The organism is Streptomyces sp. NPDC107522 (assembly GCF_055657525.1).
On record NZ_JBVKAU010000001.1, the window covers coordinates 790,027 to 813,855 of the forward strand.

Annotated in this window: 29 protein-coding genes; 28 read left to right on the forward strand and 1 reads right to left on the reverse strand. The window is 69.4% G+C overall.

Annotated features, from left to right (window positions below; all coding sequences use genetic code 11):
• Positions 1-23: 23 nt before the first annotated feature.
• The 6 genes from ACZ7L6_RS03605 to ACZ7L6_RS03630 all read left to right on the forward strand — a co-directional run bounded on the left by ACZ7L6_RS03605 (position 24) and on the right by ACZ7L6_RS03630 (position 3,029).
• Positions 24-830 carry a MerR family transcriptional regulator gene (locus ACZ7L6_RS03605; protein WP_471920288.1) on the forward strand — a complete coding sequence of 269 codons (807 nt, stop codon included), beginning with the start codon at positions 24-26 and terminating at the stop codon, positions 828-830.
• 5 nt (positions 831-835) lie between these two features.
• Positions 836-1,270, forward strand: coding sequence for a hypothetical protein (locus tag ACZ7L6_RS03610; RefSeq protein ID WP_471920289.1), 435 nt, complete (start codon positions 836-838; stop codon positions 1,268-1,270).
• Positions 1,271-1,282: 12 nt separating this feature from the next.
• The gene (locus ACZ7L6_RS03615) at positions 1,283-1,798 is read left to right on the forward strand and encodes a hypothetical protein (RefSeq protein WP_471920290.1); all 516 of its coding nucleotides are present in this window, start codon (positions 1,283-1,285) and stop codon (positions 1,796-1,798) included.
• Positions 1,798-2,451 carry a hypothetical protein gene (locus ACZ7L6_RS03620; RefSeq protein ID WP_471920291.1) on the forward strand — a complete coding sequence of 218 codons (654 nt, stop codon included), beginning with the start codon at positions 1,798-1,800 and terminating at the stop codon, positions 2,449-2,451. The genes ACZ7L6_RS03615 and ACZ7L6_RS03620 overlap by 1 nt, the downstream gene beginning before the upstream one ends.
• A gap of 66 nt (positions 2,452-2,517) precedes the next feature.
• The gene (locus tag ACZ7L6_RS03625) at positions 2,518-2,769 is read left to right on the forward strand and encodes a hypothetical protein (RefSeq protein ID WP_471920292.1); all 252 of its coding nucleotides are present in this window, start codon (positions 2,518-2,520) and stop codon (positions 2,767-2,769) included.
• 98 nt (positions 2,770-2,867) lie between these two features.
• Positions 2,868-3,029, forward strand: a complete 162-nt coding sequence (locus ACZ7L6_RS03630; RefSeq protein ID WP_471920293.1) for a hypothetical protein — start codon at positions 2,868-2,870, stop codon at positions 3,027-3,029.
• A 100-nt stretch (positions 3,030-3,129) separates the two neighbouring features.
• Here ACZ7L6_RS03630 and ACZ7L6_RS03635 read toward each other — a convergent pair whose 3' ends face one another.
• Positions 3,130-3,312, reverse strand: coding sequence for a hypothetical protein (locus ACZ7L6_RS03635; RefSeq protein ID WP_471920294.1), 183 nt, complete (start codon positions 3,310-3,312; stop codon positions 3,130-3,132).
• Between the two features lie 152 nt (positions 3,313-3,464).
• Between ACZ7L6_RS03635 and ACZ7L6_RS03640 the strand changes: the two genes are divergently transcribed.
• From ACZ7L6_RS03640 to ACZ7L6_RS03745, 22 genes are all read left to right on the forward strand, one after another.
• Positions 3,465-3,848 (forward strand): hypothetical protein, encoded by a 384-nt coding sequence (locus ACZ7L6_RS03640; protein WP_471920295.1) that lies wholly within the window; start codon positions 3,465-3,467, stop codon positions 3,846-3,848.
• 72 nt (positions 3,849-3,920) lie between these two features.
• Positions 3,921-4,409, forward strand: coding sequence for a helix-turn-helix domain-containing protein (locus tag ACZ7L6_RS03645; RefSeq protein WP_471920296.1), 489 nt, complete (start codon positions 3,921-3,923; stop codon positions 4,407-4,409).
• 10 nt (positions 4,410-4,419) lie between these two features.
• The gene (locus ACZ7L6_RS03650) at positions 4,420-5,715 is read left to right on the forward strand and encodes a PBSX family phage terminase large subunit (protein WP_471920297.1); all 1,296 of its coding nucleotides are present in this window, start codon (positions 4,420-4,422) and stop codon (positions 5,713-5,715) included.
• The gene (locus tag ACZ7L6_RS03655) at positions 5,712-5,870 is read left to right on the forward strand and encodes a hypothetical protein (protein ID WP_471920298.1); all 159 of its coding nucleotides are present in this window, start codon (positions 5,712-5,714) and stop codon (positions 5,868-5,870) included. Before ACZ7L6_RS03650 ends, ACZ7L6_RS03655 begins: the two co-directional genes overlap by 4 nt.
• Positions 5,870-6,079, forward strand: coding sequence for a hypothetical protein (locus ACZ7L6_RS03660; protein WP_471920299.1), 210 nt, complete (start codon positions 5,870-5,872; stop codon positions 6,077-6,079). Before ACZ7L6_RS03655 ends, ACZ7L6_RS03660 begins: the two co-directional genes overlap by 1 nt.
• Complete coding sequence (locus tag ACZ7L6_RS03665) at positions 6,066-7,676, forward strand: phage portal protein (RefSeq protein ID WP_471920300.1); 1,611 nt, start codon at positions 6,066-6,068, stop codon at positions 7,674-7,676. The genes ACZ7L6_RS03660 and ACZ7L6_RS03665 overlap by 14 nt, the downstream gene beginning before the upstream one ends.
• A 12-nt stretch (positions 7,677-7,688) precedes the next feature.
• Positions 7,689-8,798, forward strand: a complete 1,110-nt coding sequence (locus ACZ7L6_RS03670; protein WP_471920301.1) for a phage minor capsid protein — start codon at positions 7,689-7,691, stop codon at positions 8,796-8,798.
• Positions 8,799-8,972: 174 nt separating this feature from the next.
• Positions 8,973-9,782: a hypothetical protein gene (locus tag ACZ7L6_RS03675; RefSeq protein ID WP_471920302.1), complete on the forward strand. Its 810-nt coding sequence runs from the start codon at positions 8,973-8,975 to the stop codon at positions 9,780-9,782.
• A 16-nt stretch (positions 9,783-9,798) separates the two neighbouring features.
• Positions 9,799-10,863 (forward strand): major capsid protein, encoded by a 1,065-nt coding sequence (locus tag ACZ7L6_RS03680; protein ID WP_471920303.1) that lies wholly within the window; start codon positions 9,799-9,801, stop codon positions 10,861-10,863.
• A 2-nt stretch (positions 10,864-10,865) separates the two neighbouring features.
• Positions 10,866-11,294, forward strand: coding sequence for a hypothetical protein (locus tag ACZ7L6_RS03685; protein WP_471920304.1), 429 nt, complete (start codon positions 10,866-10,868; stop codon positions 11,292-11,294).
• Positions 11,291-11,848 carry a hypothetical protein gene (locus tag ACZ7L6_RS03690; RefSeq protein WP_471920305.1) on the forward strand — a complete coding sequence of 186 codons (558 nt, stop codon included), beginning with the start codon at positions 11,291-11,293 and terminating at the stop codon, positions 11,846-11,848. The genes ACZ7L6_RS03685 and ACZ7L6_RS03690 overlap by 4 nt, the downstream gene beginning before the upstream one ends.
• 15 nt (positions 11,849-11,863) lie before the next feature.
• Entirely contained in the window at positions 11,864-12,376 is a 513-nt protein-coding gene (locus ACZ7L6_RS03695) for a hypothetical protein (RefSeq protein WP_471920306.1), read from the forward strand.
• Between the two features lie 68 nt (positions 12,377-12,444).
• Positions 12,445-12,891, forward strand: coding sequence for a hypothetical protein (locus ACZ7L6_RS03700; protein WP_471920307.1), 447 nt, complete (start codon positions 12,445-12,447; stop codon positions 12,889-12,891).
• 20 nt (positions 12,892-12,911) lie between these two features.
• A complete protein-coding gene (locus ACZ7L6_RS03705) occupies positions 12,912-13,778 on the forward strand; it encodes a hypothetical protein (protein WP_471920308.1) in 867 nt (288 codons plus the stop codon).
• Between the two features lie 2 nt (positions 13,779-13,780).
• A complete protein-coding gene (locus ACZ7L6_RS03710; protein WP_471920309.1) occupies positions 13,781-14,461 on the forward strand; it encodes a hypothetical protein in 681 nt (226 codons plus the stop codon).
• The gene (locus ACZ7L6_RS03715) at positions 14,455-14,775 is read left to right on the forward strand and encodes a hypothetical protein (RefSeq protein ID WP_471920310.1); all 321 of its coding nucleotides are present in this window, start codon (positions 14,455-14,457) and stop codon (positions 14,773-14,775) included. Before ACZ7L6_RS03710 ends, ACZ7L6_RS03715 begins: the two co-directional genes overlap by 7 nt.
• Positions 14,776-14,788: 13 nt before the next feature.
• The gene (locus ACZ7L6_RS03720; RefSeq protein ID WP_471920311.1) at positions 14,789-15,139 is read left to right on the forward strand and encodes a hypothetical protein; all 351 of its coding nucleotides are present in this window, start codon (positions 14,789-14,791) and stop codon (positions 15,137-15,139) included.
• The gene (locus ACZ7L6_RS03725) at positions 15,136-15,570 is read left to right on the forward strand and encodes a minor capsid protein (protein WP_471920312.1); all 435 of its coding nucleotides are present in this window, start codon (positions 15,136-15,138) and stop codon (positions 15,568-15,570) included. The genes ACZ7L6_RS03720 and ACZ7L6_RS03725 overlap by 4 nt, the downstream gene beginning before the upstream one ends.
• Before the next feature lie 10 nt (positions 15,571-15,580).
• Positions 15,581-16,054 carry a phage tail tube protein gene (locus ACZ7L6_RS03730; protein WP_471920313.1) on the forward strand — a complete coding sequence of 158 codons (474 nt, stop codon included), beginning with the start codon at positions 15,581-15,583 and terminating at the stop codon, positions 16,052-16,054.
• Positions 16,054-16,593, forward strand: a complete 540-nt coding sequence (locus tag ACZ7L6_RS03735) for a DUF7426 family protein (RefSeq protein ID WP_471920314.1) — start codon at positions 16,054-16,056, stop codon at positions 16,591-16,593. Before ACZ7L6_RS03730 ends, ACZ7L6_RS03735 begins: the two co-directional genes overlap by 1 nt.
• 211 nt (positions 16,594-16,804) lie before the next feature.
• Positions 16,805-20,029: a phage tail tape measure protein gene (locus tag ACZ7L6_RS03740; protein WP_471920315.1), complete on the forward strand. Its 3,225-nt coding sequence runs from the start codon at positions 16,805-16,807 to the stop codon at positions 20,027-20,029.
• The gene (locus ACZ7L6_RS03745; protein WP_471920316.1) at positions 20,029-23,823 is read left to right on the forward strand and encodes a carbohydrate binding domain-containing protein; all 3,795 of its coding nucleotides are present in this window, start codon (positions 20,029-20,031) and stop codon (positions 23,821-23,823) included. Before ACZ7L6_RS03740 ends, ACZ7L6_RS03745 begins: the two co-directional genes overlap by 1 nt.
• The last annotated feature ends 6 nt before the right edge of the window (positions 23,824-23,829 follow it).

Here is a 23,829-nt window from a genome sequence, read left to right on the forward strand (position 1 = left end):
TCTCTCGCTCCCGGAGGAGCACCGTGAAGACCCGCCTGCAACGCCTCCGCAACAGGCTCCCGTCCCGCCCGGGACGCCCGTCCCACACCGCGTCTCACCGCGTCCCATGGTGGGTCCGCTGGTTCACCAACGCGGGACGCCCCGTCGTCGCCGTCGTCGTCCTCGTCATGTGCGCCCCCGGCGAGCACCACCTTGCTGTCCTCGCCGGGTGGGACGCGCGTCTCGCCTGGGGCATGGCCGCCGTGCTGGCCGCCTACGCGGGTATCGCCGCGTCCGTCGCATCGAACCGGCCGGCCGGGTCCCCGGGCAAGGTGTCCGCCGTCGTCGGGGCGTTCGTCTCGCTCGGCGCGGCGATGGCGGCTCAGCCCGTCTCACACCTGTTCGTCACCGGCTGGTTCAGCGCGGACCCGCGGCCCCCGGCGGCGCTCGTCGTGGTCGTCTCATGCGTCCCGCCGCTCGTCTTCGGGCACCTGCTGCACCTCGCCGCAACACCCGTCGCGCGCACCGCTGAGACGGCTACCGCAGCACCCGTCCCGGACACTGCGACGCCCACCGCGCGCACCGTCCCGCCAGTCTTCCGCTGGGAGGACGCGGTACCGGCCGGCGCACGGCTGCTGCCGATCGTCCCCGCCGACGGTGAGACGGACGCCAAGAACCCTGAGACGCACCGGTTCCTCACCACCAGCGAGGTCGCCAAGCGGTACGGCATCAGCGGCTCAACCGTCCGCACCTGGAAGGACCGAGGCAAGATCACTCCCGCGTTCGTCGACCCCACCCGCGGCGCCATGTACGACCCCGAGACGCTGCCCCGTCTCACATGGGCGGGGTGAGACACATGCCCGAGACAGACGACTGGTGGGCGCCGAAGCCCACACCGCCAGCCGACCACGATCAGCCTCCCGCGCCCGGCCCGTTCGCGCCGCAGCCCGGCTACTGGCCGCGCCCCCACATGCCCGCCGCCCTCACCCACGTTCCGGAGCGCGCGGCCGCCGCGATCAGCCCCGGCACCCGCCGCCTCCTGTACAACGCCAGCGCCGCCGGCGCCGGATGGGCGCTCGGCCTGTACGACCAGTTCGCTGGGGCGATCGCCGACTGCGCGGAGCAGACCAGCATCGGCGGCGCCCTCGTCCTCGGCTTCGGCGGCACCGCCCTCATCGCCCACGTGTGGGACCGGCGCACCCGTCACTGGTGGCCCGGCATCGCCTGGGTCGCCCGGATCCCCCTTGCCACCGCCATCCTCGCCCTCGCCCTGTGGGCACCCGCAGCCTGACCAGGAGACATCGTGTTCACGCACATCATGGCCGCCGCCCCCGCCATCACCGTGGAGGGCGGGAAGATCCTCGGCTCGATCGGCGCCGGCGGGATCGCCCTCGTCCTCACCCTGATCCTGTGGATCGGTATCCGTGACCCCAAGGGCAGCGGTGGGGGCGGGCCCAAGGGCGACGGCGGCGGGGGCGGGAAGAAGTCCCGGATTCGCAAGCGGCTGACCAGCGACCAAGCCCAGTGGACGGGTGTCGCGGCGGGCACGTTTTACATGGTGGCCGGTTCGATTTGGGTGGTCGGGGAGAACCTGTCCGACGCGTTCGCCTCGGTGTTCACCGGCGGAGGGTTCGGCACTGCGGGCATGGGTGCCGTCAGCCTTCTGCTGGCTGCGCTCATGTACTTCCGGGAGCTGTCCCCGGGGAAGGCGGCCGTTACGGGGATCATCGCGGCGGGTGTGTGGGCGCAGGCCGGGGGGATCTGGGGCCTGCCGCAGGCGTTGATCCTCACCGGGGCGCAGGCGATCGGGGCCACCTGATGAAGATCATCAAGAGTGTGGGGGAGCGCCTCCTCCCCGCCTGGCTCCGCACCGAACTGCGGCCCGTCCTCGCCTTCACGGGGGCGGGCGCCGCCCTGCGGGACGGATCCCTCGTACTCGCCCAACGGGCCTGGGGCCAGCTGCGTGAGCACCTCGGCTTCTGGGAAAGCATCGCCGCCATCGCGGCCGGCACGTACGTCGCCGCATACGGGTGCTGGCACGCCCCGCACGTCGCCCCCTTCGCCTTCCCGGGCGCCGTCGTCGCCTGGTGCGTGGCCGCCTGGTGGATCGCCCCACCCGCCAAGCAGCAAGCACCCCCAGAGGCCGGCAAGGAACAGCCCCCCGCGGCCAGCCCGCAGGAGGTGTACGAGGCCGCCCTCGAATGGATCTGGCAGCGGATCGGCGACACCCAGGGCGTGCACCTCCGTGACCTCCTCGCGCACGCCCACGCGCACCGCATGTTCGAGGCCCTCGACGTGACCGAGTTCCGCGGCCACCTGGAGCGGCACGGGATTCCCGTCCGTGACCGCGTCCGGGTGCGCGGCCTGGGGGTCACCGTCGGGGTCCACCGGGACGACCTGCCGCCCCCTCCCGCACCCCTCCCCGACCCTGATGGTCAGGACCCCCCGAATCCTGAACTACACCCCGCGTGACCTGCGAAACCACACCCCAACTACAGCCCGGCTACACGGGCCGACTACAGCCCGGGAGAGCCCCTCATGCCGTACGTGTACCGCTGCAGAACCTGCCGCGCGTCGTCCCCGCCCGGGCCGCGCCGTACGGCCGAGGAGTACCGGCAGACGCACCGCGACGCCGAGCACGGTGGTCTCGCCCCGGACGGCGAGCGCATCGAGCGCGTTCCCGGCAGTACGCGGCATCCGGACGGCCGGTACGTGAGCACGGGTGCTGCACTCGCTCTGCTGGTCCTGCTGGCGCTGGCCTCGGTGCTGGCGCGCCTGCTCGGCCACTGACCCATCCAAGCCCCGGGGCGGGCCGCTCCCAACCGCCAAGAAGAGCGCGGCCCGACCCCGGTCCCCATCCCGAACACACGAGACAGGAGACCACCATCATGGCCTTCCGCCGATCCGTTCCCCAAGACGAGCTACGCGACTCCGTGCCCGCTGACCAGCTCGCACCGCACACCACCACCTACCAAGCGTCCAGGGGCGGGCACTTCCCCGAGCCGGAGAAGCCGGTGCCGGGTACGCCGCAGGGCCAGCAGAAGGGCTGACGGCCTGCCACACTGGAAGCTGCGCGCCGGGTAACGCCCGGCATAACGAGGCCCCGCCAGGTCCCCCGTCCTGGCGGGGCTTTCGCGTGACCGCCCGCAGTCAGCCCGCGTTAGGCACCGCGTGGAGATGCGACTCGGAGTAGAAGGCGGCCCTGCTGACGGCAGCGAAGTCACGGTCGAGCCGGGCCAGTTCGGTCGGCCGCCCGGCGTCATGGAGATCGACGGCGCCCGGTACGTGCTGCGCATGTTCGGCGCGGACCCGCACCCGGAAGCGGACTGGCACTACTGCTGGGTGCGCCCAGGTCGGGGACTACATCAGTAGTTGCGTTCCGCTGGATCATGCCCCACACTGGCCGCAGATCTGGCATGCCCGGAAACGATCACACTCGGCAAGGCATGATGCCCTCCGCAGCAACGATCGTTCCAGGGGGGAACATGCGCATCCGCCACGCCGCAGCCGCCATCACCGCACTCGCCCTCGCCGCCTGCTCTAGTAACGACAGCAGCAGCGATCAGCCCGCACCCGACTACAAGGTCGTCCAGCAGGACGACTCGGGAAACCAGCGGCAGGTCACTGTCGAGGTCGACTCCACGAAGAACCTCCGAGCCGTCTTCGATGACGTCACCAAGGACCTGAAGGACAACGCCGGATACTTCGTCTGGATCAACTGCTCCACGGGCGGCACGAAGTCGGTAGACAACCGCCTCGCCAACGGGAAGTACGCGCACGGCAACATCGGCGCCGCGACGACCGGCCTGGACGAAGGCGGCACGGAGTTCTCGGTGAACAAGGGCCGGAGTTGTCCAGCGAAGAACTGACTCGCCCCTTACTGGCCCGGCCGAACTCCACCCGAGCGGCCGGGCCTTCGCACGCCCGCAGGGAGGTGACCCATGGTCCGCAAGGACATGCGTGCCCTCAACGAAGACGACTACCGACGTGTCGCCGAACTCCACGCTCAAGGTCTCGGCCGCAACGAGATCGCCCGCCGGATCGGCCGCGCTCAACGCAGCGTCAGCATCATCGCCACCAAGCTCGGGTTGACCTTCGATGTGTCGATGACCGAGGAGGCCACACGGCACCGGGTCGCGCAACTCGCCGACCGCCGCGCCATGCTCGCTGAAGCCCTGCAAGACGACGCCGAGCGGCTCACCGAGCAGTTGTGGGAGCGCGCGAAGGTCTTCAACATCGGCGGCAAGGACAACACCTACACCGACCACGAGGTCGACGAGCCGCCCGCCGACGCGAAGAAGAACCTCATGGCCGCGGCCGGCATCGCCATCGAGAAGAGCCTGAAGTTGGTCCCGCCGGAGCGTGAGGACCTGGAAGGCCTGGCCGCCGTCGACCAGTGGCTGAGGGGGATGATGCCGGGCGGCGAGTGAGGGGGTGGCGATGTTCACTCCCCTCGTTGGTAAGGCGCTCCGGGCAACGCAGCTGGCGGCAGCCCGCGGGAACCTCTGGGAAGGCGCCGTCCGGTCGGGCAAGACGATCGGCTCGATCATGGTGTGGCTGCGGTACATCCGCACCGGCCCGCCGGGCGCGTTGCTGATGGTCGGGAAGACCGAGCGGACGCTGAAGCGGAACATCATCGACGTCATCGAGCAGATGGTGGGCAAGAAGCGCTGCGTGTACCGCGCGGGCGCGGGGGAAGTCGTCATCTTCGGCCGCACGATCTACGTGGCTGGCGCGAACGACGAGAAGGCCGTCGACAAGATCAAGGGCCTTACCCTCGCCGGGGCGTACTGCGACGAGGTGACGACGTACCCCGAGTCGTTCTTCAAGATGCTCGAGACCCGGCTCTCCGTCGAGGGCGCCCAGTGGTTCGGCACCACCAACCCCGAGGGCCCGAACCACTGGCTGAAGAAGCAGTACTTGGACCGGGCCCGGCTGCATGTGCGCCGTGACGGCACGCTCGTCGAGACTCAGGACGAGACTGCTCTGGACCTGCACCGGTTCTCGTTCGTCCTGGACGACAACCCGTCCCTGCCGGCCGCGTACGTCGCGAGCCTGAAGCGGTCACATCAGGGCCTGTTCTTCAAGCGGTACATCCTCGGCGAGTGGTGCCTCGCGGAGGGTGTCATCTACGACGCGTTCGACGAGTCCCGGCACGTCGTCGACTTGCTGCCGGAGATCGGCCGGTGGATGTGCGTCGGCCTGGACTACGGCACCGTGAACCCGTTCGCCGCGCTGCTGATCGGGATCGGGGCCGATGACCGGATGTACGTCGCGAGCGAGTACCGGCACGACTCCCGTGTTGCGAAGCGGCAGTTGACGGACGCGCAGTACAGCGTGGGTGTACGGCGTTGGCTGGCGTCGTACGAGCACCGCGGGACGAAGGGCGTGACCCCGTCGTGGATCTTCGTGGATCCGTCGGCCGCCTCGTTCATGACGCAGCTGTGGAGCGACGGACTTGCGGGCGTAGCGAAGGCCGACAACGACGTGAAGGACGGCATTCGGTCGGTGAGTACGGCGTTCGGCGAGAACATCCTGTCGATCCACCGTTCCTGCACGGGCCTGCTGGAGGAGCTGCCAGCGTACGTCTGGGACGCGAAGGCGTCAGAGAAGGGCATCGACCAGCCGCTGAAGGTCGACGACCACAGCGTGGACGGTCTGCGGTACGGGCTGCACAGCTCGGTGAACGAGTGGCGGCACCTGCTGCCGGTGACATCGCTGGAGGTGGCCGCATGATGCCGAACTCGGACCAGGCTCTGGAGCACGCGGCGCGGCTGCTGGAGAAGGCAGAGATGGAGATCACGAACGTGCCGCTGATGGAGCGGTACGACGAACTCGCCTGCTCGTGGCTGACGCTGGCCAACCTGCTCATGGAGAAGGAGCGCGTCTGATGGCGTCGACGGAGCTGACCCTTCCGGTGTTCATGCGCGTCGGCGACACCGAAGAGTTCCACCTCGGCGACTTCACCGTCGGCCTTGTGGACGGTGTTGGCGCTCTCCAGTACGGGCGTCCGGAGCTGGCTGCGATGCTGCGTGCGGCGGCTGACGAGATCGAAAACCCGAGCGAGGACGATGAGGGGGTGGACGGTGCCGCTCCCTGAGAAGAACACGTCGTGGCCGCCGATTCACCCCGCGATCCGCTCCGACATGGAGGACTGGGCAGCCTGGTTCGCCGCGAACCCCGACCGGCTCGCCTACCGCTACCAGCGCCGCCCCCTCGACAACCGGCGGTACGGGCAGCACCCGCAGAACCGGCCGAGCCAGTACCGCGGCGGCATCGTCGGCACCATCGCCCGCTGGTTCTGGGGCGAACCGACCCCGCTCGGCGAGAAGCGCGCCAACCTCCACATGCCGCTCGCCCGCGACATCGCCCGCACTTCGTCGGACCTGCTGTACTCCGAGCCGCCCGCTCTGAAGGCCGAGAACAAGGACACGCAGCAGCGGCTCGAAGACCTCATGGACCTCGGCATGAAGCGCACGCTGATCGGCGCTGGCGAGTCCGGCTCGGCGCTCGGCGGCTCCTACCTGCGCATCGTGTGGGACGACGAGATCAGCGACCGACCCTGGATCTCGAAGGTCCGCGCCGACGGCGCAGCACCCGAGTTCGCGCACGGCGACAAGCTCCGGGCCGTCACCTTCTGGACCGTCCTTCTCTGTGACGGTCAGCGCGTCGTACGGCACCTGGAGCGGCACGAGCCCGGCGTCATCCTGCACGGCGTATACGACGGCACCGAGGACAACCTCGGCAAGCCGATGGACCTTGGCGCGTTCGAGGAGACGAAGAACCTTCTGCCCGCCCGCCCGTTGCCGATCGGGAAGCGGCTCGCCGTCTCGTACATCCCCAACACCATGGAGGCCCCCGACTGGGACGACATCCCCGGCGCGGCCGGACTCGGCACCTCCGACTACCAGGGCGCGGAGACGTTCCTGTCGGCGGTCGACGAGACGTACACCAGCTGGATGCGGGACGTCAGGCTCGCGAAGGCACGGATCCTCGTCCCGGCCGGCTACCTACAGTCGAACGGTCCCGGCATGGGCGCGGTGTGGGAGGACCGCGAGGTCTACACGCCTCTGAATGTGCCGCCCACAGCCGATCAGGCCATCACGCTGAACCAATTCCTCATCCGACACGAGGAACACCGGGCCACCATCGAGGAGTTGGTCGGCAAGGTCATCCGCAACGCCGGCTACTCTGGCGGCACCTTCGGTGACGACAGCGAAGGCCCTGCGGCGACCGCCACGGAGATCAAGGCACGCACCGCGCGCAGCATGAGCACCCGCGCGCGCAAGGCCGAGCTGGCGGCGACCGGCATCGCGGACGTCGTCGAGGTGCTGTTGATGCTGGAGGCGTCCGGCATGTTCCGCGGTGTGAGCGGTGTCGAGGTCGAGCGCCCGGACGTCGTCTTCCAGGACAGCGTGCAGGACGACATCAAGACCCTCGCCGAGACCGCGGCCCTGCTGCAGCAAGCGGAGGCCGCGTCGACCGAGGTGAAGGTCGCGATGCTGCACCCCGACTGGGACGAGACAGCGCAGAAGGAGGAGGTGCGGCGGATCCAGAAGGAGACCGGGCGCCTCGTCGAAGACCCGCTCATGCTCGGCGCGGACCGGCCGGCCTTCGGCGCCGAGCCGGAGGACGAGGACGGCGAGGAGCCGTCGGCCGAGGATCCCGAGGCTGAGGACGACAGCGCCGAGGAGTAATGGGGGTGCCTCATGCCGGTCAGCCCCGACATGGCCGAAGATCTCGCGGCCGCCGTCTCCACGCTGTACGAGCATGCCGAACTGGCGCTGATCGAGAAGGTCACCCAGGCTCTCGCGGAGGGCCTCGACAGCCCGATGTGGGCGGACATGAAGCTGGCGACGATCGGGCACCTTCGCACGGCGATCGAGGACATCATCGCCGCGCTTCAGGCCGACGCTGCAGGCGCGATCCACCAGGCCGTCGCCGAGGCGTACGAGCGCGGGACGCAGGCGGCCGTGGCCGAGCTCGGCGCGCTGGCGGCGACGGCACCGGCAATCCCCGCGGGCGCGCATGCCGTTGACCGGCTCGCCGCGGCGCTGGTGCAGGAGACCGGCCCGGCCCATCTTCGGATGCTGCGGCAGGGCCTGGACGTGTACCGGCAGGTCATTGCCAAGGCCACATCGGCTCCCCTTCTGGGGGCAACGACCCGCAGGGAGGCGGCGGGTAGGGCGCTGGCCCGGTTCGCGGACCGTGGGGTGACGGGGTTCGTGGACCGGGCCGGGCGCGCCTGGAACCTCACCAGCTACGTCGAGATGGCGACCCGCAGCGCGCTGGGGCGCGCGGCCGTGGACGCGCACACGAAGCGGCTCGGCGCGGCCGGGATCGACCTGGTCATCGTCAGCGACGCGCCGGAGGAGTGCCCGCGCTGCAAGCCGTGGGAGGGCAAGGTACTCCGTCGCGAGGGCTCCTCCGGCTCCGGCACCGTGGAGATCGAGCACGCGACCGAGGACGACCGCATGGTCCGCGTCCGCGTGGCCGGCAGTCTCCCGGAGGCTCGCGCGGGCGGGCTGATGCACCCGAACTGCCGCCACTCGATCTCGATCTACCTGCCCGGTGTGACGCGGCCGCGTCCGAAGCCGCCGTCGCGGGCGAGCTACGAGCAGACGCAGCAGCAGCGGTACTTCGAGCGGCAGATCCGGGCGTGGAAGCGGAAGGCCGCTGCCGCAGTGGATGAGGACATGCGGTCGCGGGCGAACGCTCGGGTGCGCGAGTACCAGGGCCGCATCCGCGAGCTGGTCGCCGACACCGGGCTGCCGCGCAAGTCCCGCCGCGAGCAGATCGGCGCCGGAGCCGCGCGCTGACACACAGACTTCGGCCCGCCAGGCGCGGGCCGAGCATCACCGATCCGCCTGGTGCGGGTCACTCCTGAAGGGCCCGCCGGGCGCGGGCCACGTGCACACCCTCGGGACCCGCCAGGCGCGGCCCGAACCCCAGATGCCCGCCGGGCGCGGGCGACACCAGCCCTTGGAGGGCGCATGCGGAAGAACACCCTGGCTCGCTTTGGCCGTGGTTATGGCCGGGCGTACGACACCCCTTTCATGCCGGTCCTCTTCTTCGAGGGTGGCGACGGAGGGGACGGCGGCGGATCCGGATCCGGCAGCAGCGACACCGGCGGGACCGGTGACAGCGGCGGATCAGGAGACGGCGGCGGATCCGGTGGCGGAGACAACTCCGGCAGCGGCGACAGTGGCCAAGGTTCGGGCGGCGACTCCAGCAAGGGCAGCAGCCAGAGCAAGGACGGCGACGACTCGACCGCCACGATCAAGCGGCTGGAGAAGGAACTTGCCGAAGCCCGACGCGACGCCGGCAAGGCCCGGACCGATGCGAAGAAGCAGGCCGCCGACGAGGCCGTGAAGGCGCTGACCGAGAAGCTGGGCAAGGCGCTCGGCCTGGTGAAGGACGACACTCCGCCGGACCCGGCGAAGCTCGCCGAGGCCATCGCGCAGAAGGACACCACGATCGCCGAACGGGAAGCGGCGCTCCGTGCGAAGGATGTCGAACTCGCCGTGTGGGCCCGCGCGGACAAGCTGTCCGCCAAGGCTGGCGCGCTCCTCGACTCCCGCTCCTTCCTCAAGGCGATCTCCGACCTCGACCCCTCCGCGAAGGGCTTCACGACCGCCCTCGACGCGGCGATCAAGGACGCGGTGAAGGACAACCCCGCGTTCGCGGCCGCCGCCCCCGCCGGGAAGAGCGGCGGCGACCTCTCCGGCGGCACCGGCGAAAGCGCCGCCAAGAAGCGCTCAACCTCCCTCTCCGGGGCGGTCGGCGCCCATTACCAGACCTGACCCGTAGGAGGACACCGTGCCCGTGACGCTTGCGCAGGCGCAGATCAACACCCAGGCGGACGTGGATTTCGCCGTCATCGACAACCTTCGCCGCTACAGCTGGCTCGCCGACCAGATCGTCTACGACGACACGGTCACCCCCGGCACCGGCGGCGGCTCGCTGAGCTACAGCTTCACTCGGCTCACCGCCGCGCGGGCCGCGCAGTTCCGTGAGCTGAACAGCGAGTACACCACCGCGCAGGCGACGCGGGCACGTTCGACCGTCGAGCTGAAGCCGCTCGGCGGTAGCTTCGCAGTGGACCGCGTACTGGCGAACCTCGGCCAGGCACAGACCAACGAGGTCACTTTCCAGATGCAGCAGCTCCTGACCGCGGTCCGTACGCGGTTCCAGGACGAGCTCATCAACGGAGACGTGAGCGTGGACGCTGCGGGCTTCGACGGCCTGGACAAGGCCCTGGTGGGGCAGAGCACGGAGTACCTGCCGCTCACCGAGGGCGTCTCCACCGGTTACCTGGACTGGACCCGGGGCACGATCGACACCCAGGCCGAGGCCATGAGCCAGCTCGACGTGATCGACGACTTCCTCTCCCGGATCGTCCCCTCGCACACCGGCGGCGGCGACCAGGGCGTGCCCGGCGCGCTCCCGCCCGGCGTGAAGGCGATCCTCGGCAACACCAAGAGCATCACCCGCATGCGCGCGCTCGCCCGCTGGGCCGGGATCTACACCCAGAGCCGCGACGACCTGGGCCGCCAGATCGAGATGTACGGGCCGTGGGTCCTCGTCGACCTCGGCGACAACGCCCTCGGCACGAGCCCGATCATCCCGATCGAGACCCGCGACCCCGACGCGGGCGGTGGCGGCGGCAACATCACCAACCTGACCGACCTGTACGCCGCGTCGTTCGGGCTGGACGCCCTGCACGGCGCATCGGTGGCCGGGAAGCCGCTGGTGCAGACGTGGATGCCCGACTTCACGACGCCCGGCGCGGTCAAGTCCGGCGAGATCGAGATGGGCCCGGTCGCCATGGTGCTCCGCAACACCAAGGCGTGCGGCGTCCTCCGGAACATCAAGGTGGCCTGATCATGAACCAGTACACCGTGACCGCCCCCGTGGCGGGCTTCAGTGGCGAGAGCGCCGGTGTCGTCTTCAAGGACGGCGTCGGCCGGGTCGACGACTCGACGAAGGAGGGCCGGGCGGCGATCGAGTACTTCCGCCGCCGCGGCTACAGCCTCACCCGCGAGGGCGCCGACGAGGAGCCTGAGGCGGAGCAGGACGCGTCGCAGGAGACGGGCGAGTTCGACCCGTCGAAGAAGAGCGTGGACGAAGTCCTCGCCCACCTCGACGACGCTGACCTCGACGAGGCCACCCGTGTCCTTGACGCCGAGGCCAGTGCGAAGAAGCCCCGCGTCAGCATCACCAGCAAGCGCGACGAGATCCTCGCTGCGAAGCAGCCCGCAACGGTCGAGCCCACCGCGCCTCCGGCCGACGAGACGAAGGGAGCCGGGGCATGACCGTCCACGGCGCATACCGCGGGATCCCCCGCGACGACCTCGGATACCTCAACTCGGCCGGAAGGCCGGACGTCTTCCACCGGGCGAACCTGCCCCGCGTGGGCCTGGACGACGTCGCCGCCCTCGCGACCGGCGTGATGACGTCGGTCGACCTGTGGCTGAACGAGGGCGACCTCGTCACCAGCCTGTCCTTCCTGTCCGGAGCCACGGCGGCCGGTACCCCGACGAACTATTGGGCCGCGCTGTACGACCCGACCGGCGCGCTCATGGCGCAGTCGGCCGACCAGCTCACCGCAGCGTGGGCGGCCGACACATGGAAGACGCTGGCGCTGTCCTCGGCGCAGCGCATCACCAGGTCCGGCCGGTACAAGGCCGGGATCAACGTCACCGCGACGACGGTCCCGACCCTCGTCGGCACGATCGCCGCGAAGTCGCTCCTCACCGGGGAGACTGACCTCGCGCGTACGTCCGGCTCGTCTCTGGCGGGCACCGCTCCGGCGACGATTGCGAGCCCGGCGTTCAAGCGCCAGGTCCCGCTCGTCATCGCGTCCTGAGCGGAGGAATGAGAGATGCCACTCAACGGAGCTCTCGTCGCCGTCTCCGGATTCGGCGAACTGACACAGGCCCTCGACCTGGGCACGGGCAAGGCCGCGCAGTCCCTGTCCCGCCAGATGGCCCTCACGAGCGGCACGGGCGCGGGCAAGGCAGACCGGCTCTTCAGTGACCGCCGTACCCTCGCCGCGTCGGCGACCGAGGATCTCGACCTGGCTGGCGTCCTGCTGGATGCGTTCGGTGCAGCAATCACCTTCGCCCGCATCAAGGGCTTGATCATTGCTGCGGCGGCGGCGAATACGAACAACGTCGTGGTGGGGGCGGCTGCCACCAACCCATGGGCGACGCTGCTCAGCGCCACCGGCACCGTGACCCTCCGCCCGGGCGCCTTCGTTGCGGTCGGCACGGGAGTAGCGGACGCCACCGGCTACGCGGTCACCGCTGGCACAGGGGACCTGCTGAAGGTCGCCAACTCCGGGGCCGGCACGTCGGTGACGTACGACATCCACATCATCGGCGCCTCCGCGTAGCCGACACCACTTCGCGATCGGGGAGGCCTACGGGCCTCCCTGTCGCATCCTCAGGAAAGGGACCGTCCATGGCGAACATCGTCTTCAACGTCGCCGCCGGGCGGCTCGCCCAGTACGCCAGCCTCCCGGCCGCCAACGACGGCCTCGTCCTCGTGCCGCTTGAAGCGTCCGGGCTGGTCTCGGACGCGGTCATGCGGGACTACGACACACTCGCCGAACTGCTCGCCGGACCCTCCAACGAGCAGACAACGATGGGCAGGAAGGCCCTGACCGCGGTCACGGTGACCGTGGACGACACCAACGACCGCGTGACCATCGACTGCGCAGACGTCACCTGGACCGCCGCCGCAGGCAACCCGGTCGGCGCAGTGGTGATTTGCTACGACCCCGACGTCAGCACCGGCACGGACGCCGACCTGATCCCCCTGACCAAGCACGACGTAGCGATGACCCCGGACGGCATCGACTTCAACCTGACCATCAGCGACTTCGCGCGGGCAGCGTCCGCCGCCTGACGATCAGGGGGTGAGCGGGCGTGGCACTGATCTCCACCCTCGTCGACGACTTCACCGACAGCGTCGTCGATCCGGTCAGGTGGCCCAACAGCTTCGGCACGATCTCGGAGACCGGCGGACGCGCACGAATCGCCGTCAACACCGGATTCAACGCCTACAGTTCAGCGCTCGCCTACACCCTGCAGAACTCATCGGTGTACCTGCGCGCGTACCCGCACGCAGGCGGGGGCGCCGCGACGGAGGCATGGGCGCAGATCCTCATCAAGAGCTCGACGGGCGGCACCGACCTGGGCTTCGAGCTGCGCATGGCCACGGTCGAGGACCCAGTGGACCAGCTCGTCATGATGTCCCGAACCGGCTTCGTCGACCCCGGCGAGGTCTCCCTCACCTACGACCCCGTGGCGCACCGCTGGCTCCGCGTCCGCGAGGCCGGCGGTACCACGTTCTGGGAGACCTCCCCGAACGGCCTCGACTGGACGCCCCGCCGCACGGCCGCGAGCCCTGCGTGGGTGGCCGACGCGAACCTCGAGTTCCAGCTGATCGCCCACCGCAGCGACGGGACTGTCGACTTCGTCGAGTTCGACAACGTCAACAACTTCAGCCAGACCTTGGCGCTCGCCCCGGCCGCCGAGACCGACACGGCCCGCCCGCTGGCCGCCGCCAAGACCACCACACTCACTCCGGCGGCCGAGACAGACACGGCGCGGCCGCTCACCGGCAGCAAACGCCTCACGCTCGGCGTCGCTGCCGAGACGTCAACCGCGCTGCCGCTCACGGCGGCACGTGCACGGCCAGCCGACAGCCTCACGTCGACAGCGGTCGGGCCCGCGCACATCGCTACAGCGGCCGGGCCAGTCCTGACGGCTTCTTCCAGCGGAGGGGGATAGGGATGCCCGAGGTGGGAGACGTCGCCACAGCGACGCTGACCGCGAACCCGTACGACGGAACGACAGCGGCAACCCTCGCAGTGACCCGCCCGGACGGCACCACGACGAGCCCTGCCGCTACCACTGCAGACGGCGGGAAGACGTGGACGGCACTCGTCTCGTACACGCTGGCCGGCGTGTGGCGGCTGAAATGGACGGTGACCGGTACCGGGCTGGGCGTCGAGAACCAGCTCGTATCCGTCGCTCCGACGCCAGCCGTGACGAACACGGGCCGCGTGTACGCGACGACGACGCAGCTCGCCGACTATCTCGGTGAGGCGCCCCCACTCGACTCGGCCCGCCTGCTGCGGGAGGCATCCAAAGCCCTGGACGACGCTCTCATCACCGCCGTCTACGACACCGACTCCAGCGGCATGCCCACCCACACAGACGTGAAGGCCGCGTTCGCTGAGGCCGTGAGCGCGATCGTCGAGTGGTGGGGCGAAACCGGAGACCCGGTCGGCGCCGACGGCGGCTGGGACAGCGTCTCGGCAGGCCCGGTGAGCCTGTCCCGCGGCTCGGGTAGCGCGGCGGCGGAGCCGATCGCGGGCGGCACGCTGCCGCCGAGGGCTGCGGCGGCTCTGCGCCGGTTGGACGCTGGTGTGTTCCGGATCGGGGTGGTAGGGGCGGGCTGCTCATGGTGAGGCAGGTCCCTGGGTTCCTGCTGCGTCATACGGTCACCGTCGAGCCGTATCTCGGCTCGTCCAGCACGGGCGACGTCTACGGGACGCCCGACTCGGTGCGCTGCCTGATCGACGAGAAGACGCAGCAGGTCACCACGCCAGGCGGCGAGACGGTCACCTCCGGCTCGAACTACATCACCCGCCCTGATCACCGGCCACCGCCGAACTCCCGCGTGACGCTGCCTGACGGACGTGTCACGAAGGTCATCACGATCGGCCGGGTCGACGGCGCCGGCCTTCCCGTGCCGAGCAACACGCAGGTGTTTCTCCAGTAGAGAGGGGCCGGGCATGGCGCAGAATTTCCGGCTCTCCTTCCGCGGGGATCTCGCGGCCCGGCAGATGCGCGAGGGCGCCGCGCGTGGGGTGTACCTCGCCGCCGAGCATGTCCTCGGCCTGAGCAACGACGTGGTGCCGCTCGACGAATCCGAGCTGCAGCGCTCCGGGGTCGCGAGCGTGGATGAGCCGTCGCTGACCGGCATGGTGTCATACGACACCCCGTACGCGGTGATCCAGCATGAGCGGCTCGACTTCCGGCACGCCCCAGGCCGCACGGCGAAATACCTGGAGAACAGCCTCAATGCGGCCCGCCAGGACGTCGCGGCGATCATCGCCGCGCAGGTGAGGCGGGCGATGCGATGAGCGGCTACACCGGCAGCCTCCTGGACGGGATCGCTGGTCTCCTCGAAGCGGCCAGCATCGGCGTGTTCCGGTCCGACGCAGTGGTCGAGAACCCGGATACCGGGATCTTCCGCGGCGTGGTGCCGGACCAGCCGGACCGGGCCATCGGCCTGACCGATTACCCCGTCCAGGACGATGACACGACCAACGCGATCACCGGTGTGCAGTTCCGGATGCGCGCCGGCCGAGACCCGGACGCGATCGCAGACATGGCTGACGCCGTGTTCAACGCCTTCCATAACCGTCGGCACTACGACTGCGGCAGCGTCCGAGTGACGCTGTCGTGGCGGCAGTCGCAGGCGTGGATCGGTCAGGACGCGCACGGGCGCATGGAGCTGACCGCGAACTTCTACTTCCGGACCGTGCGGTCCGGGACCTACCTGATCGATTAGGAGGACCGCAATGTCCACTCCCACGCCCACGACTGCACTCGCGCGCCGCTGGAAGCTGGAGCTCGACATGTCGGCAGCCAAGGACGGCTCCGACTGGCAGGCGGTGCCCGGCATCACCGAGTTCAACCCGAGCGCGGAACCGAACATCGAAGACAGCTCGGACTACGACTCCGGCGGCTGGGCGGGCAACACCAAGACCGGTCAGGCCTGGGAACTGGGGGTGACGATCAACCGGCGTATCAACGACCAGGTGAAGGTCTACCACCCCACGCACGAGGCGTTCAGGGCTGCGTCGTACGCCTTCGGCTCGGCGTCGACGGTCCACGTTCGCTACTACGACCGTGACGGCCTGCCCGAGGCGTACGAGGGAACCGCCCTGGTGACATGGGCGCCCTCGGGTGGCGAGTACACGGCACTGGACCAGGTCGAGATGACGCTGACCGGTGACGGCCCGCTGCTCCTGATCACGAACCCGGTGGCCTGATGACGGGCAGCACCAACGCGTTCGAGGCGCTCGACGACTTCCTCAGCGACGGCCTCGATCTCCCCGTCAAGGGCCGCGACGGTGTGGTGCGCGAGTACCACATCGCCGACCCGTCCGCCGACGCTGGAATCCGCATCGAGCGCATCACCAGCCTCGCCGCACGCCTCGCCGCCGGAGGCTCCGCCCCAGAAGGCAAGATCCTCGACGACGACGAGGAACTCGACCTGTACAAGCTGTGCCTCGGCGACACCTACGACAAGCTCCGGGCCGAGACCTCCTGGTCCATGTTCAAGCACGTCGCCCTCACCGTGATGTTCTGGGTCACCACCGACGAGGACACCGCCCGCCAGTACTGGGCGACCGGCCAGGCCCCGGGAAAAGCGGCGAGGAACAGGGCGGAGCGCAGGCAGATGTCGCGCGTCTCCTCGGCAAAGGGTGCGGCGAACGGGACCCCGTCACCGGCCTCCACGAGTGGTACGAGGGCGGCATCCCCGCGCCGAAACAGGGGCGGACACGGCAGGGCCCGCCAGCAGACCTGACCTGGCACAAGCTGCTCCAGCAGTGGTCGCTCATCGAGGCGGACCTGCACCAGGTGTACGGGATCGACGTGGAGTCCGGCGTCCTCCAGACACGGACCTGGCGCTGGCTTCAGTGCCGCATCCTCGGCCTGCTGTCCACCGAGTCCCGCTTGCACCGCCACTTTGTACCACCTCCTGAGGAACCTGCTCGATCTGCCCGAAGGAGGTAGTCGTGGCGCTGACCGTCGGCGAACTCAACGGCATCATCACCATCGATGACCGGGCCATGCAGCCCGCCCTGCGCCGCGCCGAGAACGCCCTGCGGCAGACCGGCGACCGCATGGGCGACGACGCCGAACGCGCCGGACGCCAGGCTGGCGAAGGCCTCGGCGAGGGCATCGTCCGCGGCGCAGACGGGCGGCTGCGTAACGCGCGAGGCCAGTTCGTCGCCGCGGGCCGCCGGGCCGGTGACGCTGTAGGCGAAGGCCTCGCCGACGCTGCTGCGGCCGGCGCGGACGAGGCCGTCGAGCAGGCGGAAGGAGGACTGTCCCGACTGCAGACGGTGGCTCTGGGCGCAGGTCTCGCAGCAGGCGCTGTCCTTATGGATGCCTTGGGGCAGGCACTGGAGCAGAGCCAGATCACGGCCCGGCTCGGCGCGACACTGGGGAAGACACCGGCTGAGGCGCAGCGATACGGGCAGATCGCTGGCCAGCTGTACGCGGACGGAATCACTGCCGACTTCCAGCAGGCCGCCGACACCATTGGAAACATCATGGGCTCCGGCCTGGTGCCTGCGGACGCCACGAATTCGCAGATCGAGTCGATCAGCCGCAAGGTGGCGGACCTGGCGAACACCTTCGACCAGGATTTGGTGAGCGTCACCAACGCCGCCACGCAGCTCATCCGTACCGGTCTGGCGAAGAACAGCACCGAAGCCCTCGACCTGATCGCCAAGGGGTTCGGCACGTCCGCAAACAAAGCCGACGACTTCCTGGACACGCTGAACGAGTACAGCGTCCAGTTCAAGAAGGCCGGTATTGACGGGGCGACCGCGCTGGGTCTGATCAACCAGGCGATTCAGGCCGGCGCCCGGGATTCGGACATCGCCGCTGACGCGATCAAGGAATTCAGCATCAGGGCCGTGGACGGTTCCAAGGGGACTGCGGACGGCTTCAAGGCGCTCGGTCTCAACGCCGACGACATGGCGAAGAAGTTCGCCAAGGGTGGCACGGCAGCGAACGGTGTCCTCGACCTCACCCTGGACAAGCTTCGGGGTGTCGAGGACCCGGTGAAGCAGTCCCAGATCGCCGTAGCGCTGTTCGGTACCCAGGCTGAAGATCTCGGGCAGGCATTGCTGGCCATGGACCCGTCCAAGGCAGCGGACGGCATCGGCAAGGTCGGCGGCTCGGCCGACAAGCTCGGCAGCAGCCTGCGCGACAACGCGGGCGCGCAGGTCGAGGCCTTCCGACGGCAGGCGATGCAAAAGCTCATCGACTTTCTCGGCACCAAGGCGATCCCCACCCTCATCAAGTTGTTCAACTTCGTGCAGGAGCACTCGACCGCCTTCAAGGTCGCTGCTGGTGTGATCGCTGGCGTGCTGGTTCCGGCACTCGCGTTGATGGGCGTCACGGCGACCGTGGCGGCCGGGCGCGTGATGTGGGGCTGGATCGCCTCGGGTGCGGCCGCGCTCAAGAGTGCCGCGATTCAGGTGGGGTCGGCCCTTCGCACGGCCGGTGCGTGGGCGCTGATGCAGGTCCGCGCGGTGGGGGCGTTCGCCGCTGTCGCTGGCGCGGCTGTGCTGAACGCGGCCCGTACGGCGGGTGCGTGGCTGCTGACCGCAGCGCGGATGACGGGCACGTTTCTCATTGCCGTGCTGCGGGTGGCTGCAGTGACGGTCGCCCAGTTCGTACTGATGGCCGCGCGAGCGGTGGCGTGGGCGGCGACCATGGCCGCTCAGTGGCTGATCGCGATGGGACCGATCGGCTGGGTCATCGCTGCCGTGGTGGGCCTGGTCGCGTTGATCATTGCGAACTGGGACAAGGTCAAGCAGTGGACGGGGAAGATCTGGGACTGGGTCACGGGCAAGGTCCGAGGCGCTGTCGCTTCCGTCGCCACGGCGGTTTCCCAACTGGCCAAGATCCCAGGCATGGTGGCCGACTACTTCGGCCGGATGAAGGACCGGGCCGTCCAAAAGGCCCTTGACCTTGTGAAGTGGATGCAGGGCTTGGGTGGACGGATCAAGTCCGGCGTGGGTGACCTCGGCAGCATCTTGGTGACGAAGGGCGTCCAGGTAGTCCAGGGCCTGTGGAACGGCATCAAGTCCATGGGCGGCTGGATCTACGACAAGATCAAGGGCTGGGCCAAGTCGATGATCCCCGGCCCCATCGCCAAGGCCCTGGGCATCGCCAGCCCCTCCAAGGTCACCAAGGCGCAGGGCCGTTGGATCGCCCGCGGCCTCATCGACGGCCTCACCGGCTCCTCCAAGCAGGTCAAGGCCGCCTCGACGAAGCTCGCAGACATCGTCCGTGACTCCCTCGCGCCCGGCAGGAAGCGATCCAAGGCCCTCAAGCGGATCAGCGGTGACACCAAGAAGCTGCTGAAGCTGGCCGGGCAGGAGGAGCGGGTCGCAACCCGGCTGAAGACCGCGCAGAAGCGGCTCGCCGACCAGATCAAGGCGCGGGACAAGCTCGCCGCCGACGTGAAGAAGGGCGTTCTGGACTCGGCGAACATCACCGGCCAGGACACCGGCGGCTGGCCGCAGACCGCCGAGACGATCCTCGCCGGGCTGAAGCAGGACCGGGCCGCGGCGGAGGCGTTCGCGAAGAACCTCGCCGCGCTGCGGAAGAAGGGCGTGCGCTCGGATCTGATCGCGCAGATCGCCCAGGCCGGTGTGGAGCAGGGCTCGTCGGCGGCGGCCGCACTGGCGAACGCGACCCCGGAACAGGTCAGGGCCATCAACAAGGAGCAGGGCGCCCTGGTGGCGTCCGCGACGAAGGCCGGGAACACCGCGGGCAACGCCATGTACGGGGCGGGCATCGCGGCCGGGAAGGGCCTGGTCGCCGGGCTGAAGATGCAGCAGAAGCAGATCGAACGGCAGATGCTGCAGATCGCGAAAGGCATGTCGAAGGCGATCCGTAAGGCGCTGGGGATCCGGAGTCCGTCGCGGGTCATGGCGCGGGTGGGGGCGTACACGGCGCAGGGCCTCGTGAAGGGCATGGAGGGCGAGCGCCGTGCGGTCAACCGGTCGATGGCCTCCCTCGTCGACACGCCAGCGCCGGGTTCCTGGGACATGGCCAGCGGGCGCGCCCGCGCGGCTGCGTCCAACCGAGCCGTGTTCGAGCTGCGGTCGTCCGGACGGGCCGAGGACGACTACCTGATCGAGCGAGTACGGCGCGGCATCCGCAAGAAGGCCGGCGGTGACGTCGACTTCGCGCTCGTAGGAAGGAGGAGTGGCTGATGGCGTTCCCCGAGGATCCTCTCGGTGTCACGACCGAACTCGGTATCGGGGGCGTGCTGACCGACGTCACCCAGCACGCGATGACGCGGGACATCATCACCCACAGCCGCGGCCAGACGGCGGAGGGGCAGGCAGCCGACCCGGCCTCCTGCTCCCTCACCCTGAAGAGCCCGAACGGCCTGTACGCGCCCCGCAACCCGCGCTCACCGTACTTCCAGAAGATCGGCCGCAACACGCCGATGCAGGTCTCCGTGCACGCCGGGCCCCCAGGGCTCGACGTGCCCGGCGCCGTCGGCGACTACGCCATCACGCCCGATGCCGCCGCGCTCGACATCGCGGGCGACATCGACATCAGGGTCGACGCGTCGATCCGGAACTGGATCGCTGCAACCGACGCACTCGACACCGTCGAGCTGATCGGCAAACTGACCGCGGCCGGAGGCACGAAGAGCTGGGTGTTCGGCACCAAGGCCAACAAGCTGTACTTCGAATGGTCAGCGGACGGCTCGAACGCCTTGCCCGCGAGCAGCACAGTGGACCTGCCGTTGACGCCGTCCGACCGGATGGCCGTGCGGGTCACGCTGGACGTGGACAACGGCGCCGGCGGCCGCACGATTACCTTCTACACAGCGCCGACCATGGACGGGCCGTGGACGCAGCTGGGTGCGGCCGTCGTGCAGGCCGGGACGACGAGCATCTTCAACTCGGCCACCGACGTGAGGATCGGCGACGCCACCACCGTTTCCTTCAGCCGCCCTGTAGGCCGCTTCCATAAAGTGGAGGTCCGCAACGGCATCAACGGCACGCTCGTCGCCAGCCCTGACTTCACCGCTCAGACAGTTGGCACGACCAGCTTCACGGACGGCGCCGGCCGCACGTGGACGCTGAACGGCGGCACGTCGATCAGCAACAAGCACACCAGGTTCGTCGGCGAGTTCAGCGACTGGCCGGCCGAGTGGTCCGGGCGCGGCGACCTGATCACCGTCGAGGGCGAGGGTGCGGGCATCCTGGAGCGTATGAGCCAGGGCAGCAAGGTCCTGGCATCCACGCTGCGGCGCCGCATCCCCTCCTTCAACCCGATCGCATACTGGCCGATGGAGGAAGGTTCGGACGCCACCAGCGTCTACAGCCCGGTGCCTGGGGTGAAGGCATTCAAGCCGACCGCACTCGACTTCGCCGCCGACGACACCCTGCCCGGCTCGTCCCCGCTGCCAGTTGTGCAGGTCGGCGCGTCATTCGTGGCGCCCGTCCCAGCAACAACGGCGGGCACGTGGCAGGTCGAGCTGGTCTACAACCTGGACGCCATGCCGTCCGCCATGACCACACTGTTTGAGGTGCGCACCACGGGCACCTGCCGCCGGGTGCGGGCCCGCGTGCAGACGAACAACGTCACCCTCGACGGCCTTGACGCCGAAGACAACACCGTTTTCTCCACCTTCTCCACCGCACCGCAGTTCAACGGCGTCTGGAACCGCTTGCAGTTCAAGACGATCCAGACCGGCGGCAGCGTCGAGTACCGCTTGATCTGGATCACCATCGGCGGCACCGGCTTCACCATCGGTCAGACGATCACGGGGGTGCCCGGCTACGTCGTCGACGTGCGCTCCAGCTTCGGAACCGGCCTGGACGGCATGCGCTTTGGCCATCTGAGCGTGTTCCGGGAGGTGACTGACCAGCCCTTCAACTCGGCCGACCAAGCGTTCAACGGCGAAACCGCCGCCGCCCGCATGAGCCGCCTGTGTGAAGAGGAAGGCGTCACCTTCCGCGCGGTCGGCGTGGTGTCGGAGTCGATGCCGATGGGCCCGCAACGGCCGGGCACGCTGCTCGCCCTGCTGCAGCAGTGCGCGGACACGGACGGGGGGATGTTCGGGGAGGAGCGGGATCGGCTCGGACTGCGCTACCGGACTCGTACTTCGCTGTACAACCAGACGCCTGCGCTCACCCTGTCGTACGGGACGAAGGGGCTCGGCCTCGGCAGGCCAGTGGACGACACGTCGACCGTCCGCAACGACATCACCGTCAACCGGGTCGCGGGCGGGTCGGCGCGCGCCGTCCTCGAGGAAGGGCGGCTGTCCGTGCAGGACCCACCGGACGGCGTGGGCCTGTACGACGAAGGCGTCGACCTCAACCTGTTCAGTGACGACCTGACCGAGCCGGCGGCGTTCTGGCGCCTGCACCTGGGCACCTGGGACGAGGCACGCTATCCGTCGCTGACGTTGCGCCTGCACCGGGTGCCAAGCCTGATCCCGACCGTCCTCAACATCACCGAGGGCGATCTGATCCGCATCACCGACCTGCCGGAGTGGTTGCCCCCGGGCCCGATCGACCTGCTCGTGCAGGGCTACGCCGAGCAGATCGGGGTGCGCACGTGGGAGATCGATTTCGTGTGCGCGCCCGCGGGCCCGTACACGGTTGCCGCACTGTCGGATCCGGCGCTGGCGTGGGTGGACACCGACGGCAGCGAACTCGCCTCCGCTGCCACGGCCACGGCCAGCACGATCGACGTCATGGCGACCGACGGCCCGGTGTGGCGGCCGGACCCCCCGGAGACGCCGTTCGACCTGACGATCGGCGGAGAGGAAGTACGGGTCACCGCAGGCGGGCGCCTCATCAACACCAACCCGTTCTTCGACTCCGACATTGCGGGCTGGTCAGCACAGAGCTCAGGCGTCAGCTGGTCGCAGACGGCGGGCCGCGTGCACCCCCAGGCCGTGGGCTCCCTGCAGATCGTCCCGGACGGCGTCGCCGCGAGCGGAGGCGCCACATGCACGCTGACAGCGGCCGGGACGATTCAGCCCGGGGCCACATACATCGCATCCCTATGGGCGTACTCGGCAGGCGGCTGGAGCGACTTGCGGCCCGCCGTGGACTGGTACACGGCAGCGGGCACCTTCATCTCCAGTTCACTCGGGAGCGCCTTCGTCGTGCCAGCAGGCACGTGGACGTTCCTCACCCAGTCGTTCACGGCTCCGGCGACGGCGTCGCGTGCGGTCATGCGGGCCCGGCACGGGGGCACGCCCGCCCCGGCGAACACCTGGTACGCGTGGGCGGTCAGGCTGACCCAGCCCAAGGCGTCCTGGCTTCACGACAGCTTCGGCCGCACCGTGGCCAGTGACTGGGGCACGTCGGAATCCGGGCTCGTCTGGAACCGGGTCGGCGGCGGGCCGGCCAGCGACTACAACGTCGGCTCGGGATACGGGGCGCAGATCCTGTCGACGTTGGACGTGTCTCGGCGTACCGCAGTGACCGCGATCCACCCGGACGCGGACATCTACTGCGACATCACCACCTCGGCACTCGCCACCGGGGACAGCCTGTTCGGTGCGGTGACCGCCCGGATGCTGGACGCGTCGAACATGTACATGGCCCGGCTGGCGTTCACAACCACCAACGGGGTCACGCTGAGCGTCCGCAAGATTATCGCGGACGTGCAAACGCAGCTCGGCGCCGTGGCGCTGCCGATCACGCACGTGGCTGGCCAGTGGGTCAGGGTCCGCTTCCAACTGGCCGGTAGCACGCTGCGCGCCAAGGGCTGGCTGACGTCGGAGCGGGAGCCGTCGCTGTGGCAGATCGAGGTGACGGACAGCGACATCACGGCCGCCAACCAGATCGGTACCCGCTCGATCCGGGCGACGGGTAACACGAACGCGGCCACGGTCGAGATCCGATACGACAACTTCGACGTGGTCAATCCGCAGGTCATGTCCGTTGAGCGGTCCCGCAACGGCGTCGTCAAGGCGCAGGTGTTGGGCGAGGACGTACGGCTCGCCTATCCGGCCCGAGTCGCTCTCTGAGGAAGG

Coding starts and splice junctions, on each gene's coding strand:
- ACZ7L6_RS03610 (WP_471920289.1), top strand. CDS start 836: ATGCCCGAGACAGACGACTGGTGGGCGCCGAAGCCCACACCGCCAGCC.
- ACZ7L6_RS03620 (WP_471920291.1), top strand. CDS start 1,798: ATGAAGATCATCAAGAGTGTGGGGGAGCGCCTCCTCCCCGCCTGGCTC.
- ACZ7L6_RS03625 (WP_471920292.1), top strand. CDS start 2,518: ATGCCGTACGTGTACCGCTGCAGAACCTGCCGCGCGTCGTCCCCGCCC.
- ACZ7L6_RS03630 (WP_471920293.1), top strand. CDS start 2,868: ATGGCCTTCCGCCGATCCGTTCCCCAAGACGAGCTACGCGACTCCGTG.
- ACZ7L6_RS03640 (WP_471920295.1), top strand. CDS start 3,465: ATGCGCATCCGCCACGCCGCAGCCGCCATCACCGCACTCGCCCTCGCC.
- ACZ7L6_RS03645 (WP_471920296.1), top strand. CDS start 3,921: ATGGTCCGCAAGGACATGCGTGCCCTCAACGAAGACGACTACCGACGT.
- ACZ7L6_RS03650 (WP_471920297.1), top strand. CDS start 4,420: ATGTTCACTCCCCTCGTTGGTAAGGCGCTCCGGGCAACGCAGCTGGCG.
- ACZ7L6_RS03655 (WP_471920298.1), top strand. CDS start 5,712: ATGATGCCGAACTCGGACCAGGCTCTGGAGCACGCGGCGCGGCTGCTG.
- ACZ7L6_RS03660 (WP_471920299.1), top strand. CDS start 5,870: ATGGCGTCGACGGAGCTGACCCTTCCGGTGTTCATGCGCGTCGGCGAC.
- ACZ7L6_RS03670 (WP_471920301.1), top strand. CDS start 7,689: ATGCCGGTCAGCCCCGACATGGCCGAAGATCTCGCGGCCGCCGTCTCC.
- ACZ7L6_RS03675 (WP_471920302.1), top strand. CDS start 8,973: ATGCGGAAGAACACCCTGGCTCGCTTTGGCCGTGGTTATGGCCGGGCG.
- ACZ7L6_RS03685 (WP_471920304.1), top strand. CDS start 10,866: ATGAACCAGTACACCGTGACCGCCCCCGTGGCGGGCTTCAGTGGCGAG.
- ACZ7L6_RS03690 (WP_471920305.1), top strand. CDS start 11,291: ATGACCGTCCACGGCGCATACCGCGGGATCCCCCGCGACGACCTCGGA.
- ACZ7L6_RS03695 (WP_471920306.1), top strand. CDS start 11,864: ATGCCACTCAACGGAGCTCTCGTCGCCGTCTCCGGATTCGGCGAACTG.
- ACZ7L6_RS03700 (WP_471920307.1), top strand. CDS start 12,445: ATGGCGAACATCGTCTTCAACGTCGCCGCCGGGCGGCTCGCCCAGTAC.
- ACZ7L6_RS03710 (WP_471920309.1), top strand. CDS start 13,781: ATGCCCGAGGTGGGAGACGTCGCCACAGCGACGCTGACCGCGAACCCG.
- ACZ7L6_RS03715 (WP_471920310.1), top strand. CDS start 14,455: ATGGTGAGGCAGGTCCCTGGGTTCCTGCTGCGTCATACGGTCACCGTC.
- ACZ7L6_RS03720 (WP_471920311.1), top strand. CDS start 14,789: ATGGCGCAGAATTTCCGGCTCTCCTTCCGCGGGGATCTCGCGGCCCGG.
- ACZ7L6_RS03725 (WP_471920312.1), top strand. CDS start 15,136: ATGAGCGGCTACACCGGCAGCCTCCTGGACGGGATCGCTGGTCTCCTC.
- ACZ7L6_RS03730 (WP_471920313.1), top strand. CDS start 15,581: ATGTCCACTCCCACGCCCACGACTGCACTCGCGCGCCGCTGGAAGCTG.
- ACZ7L6_RS03735 (WP_471920314.1), top strand. CDS start 16,054: ATGACGGGCAGCACCAACGCGTTCGAGGCGCTCGACGACTTCCTCAGC.
- ACZ7L6_RS03745 (WP_471920316.1), top strand. CDS start 20,029: ATGGCGTTCCCCGAGGATCCTCTCGGTGTCACGACCGAACTCGGTATC.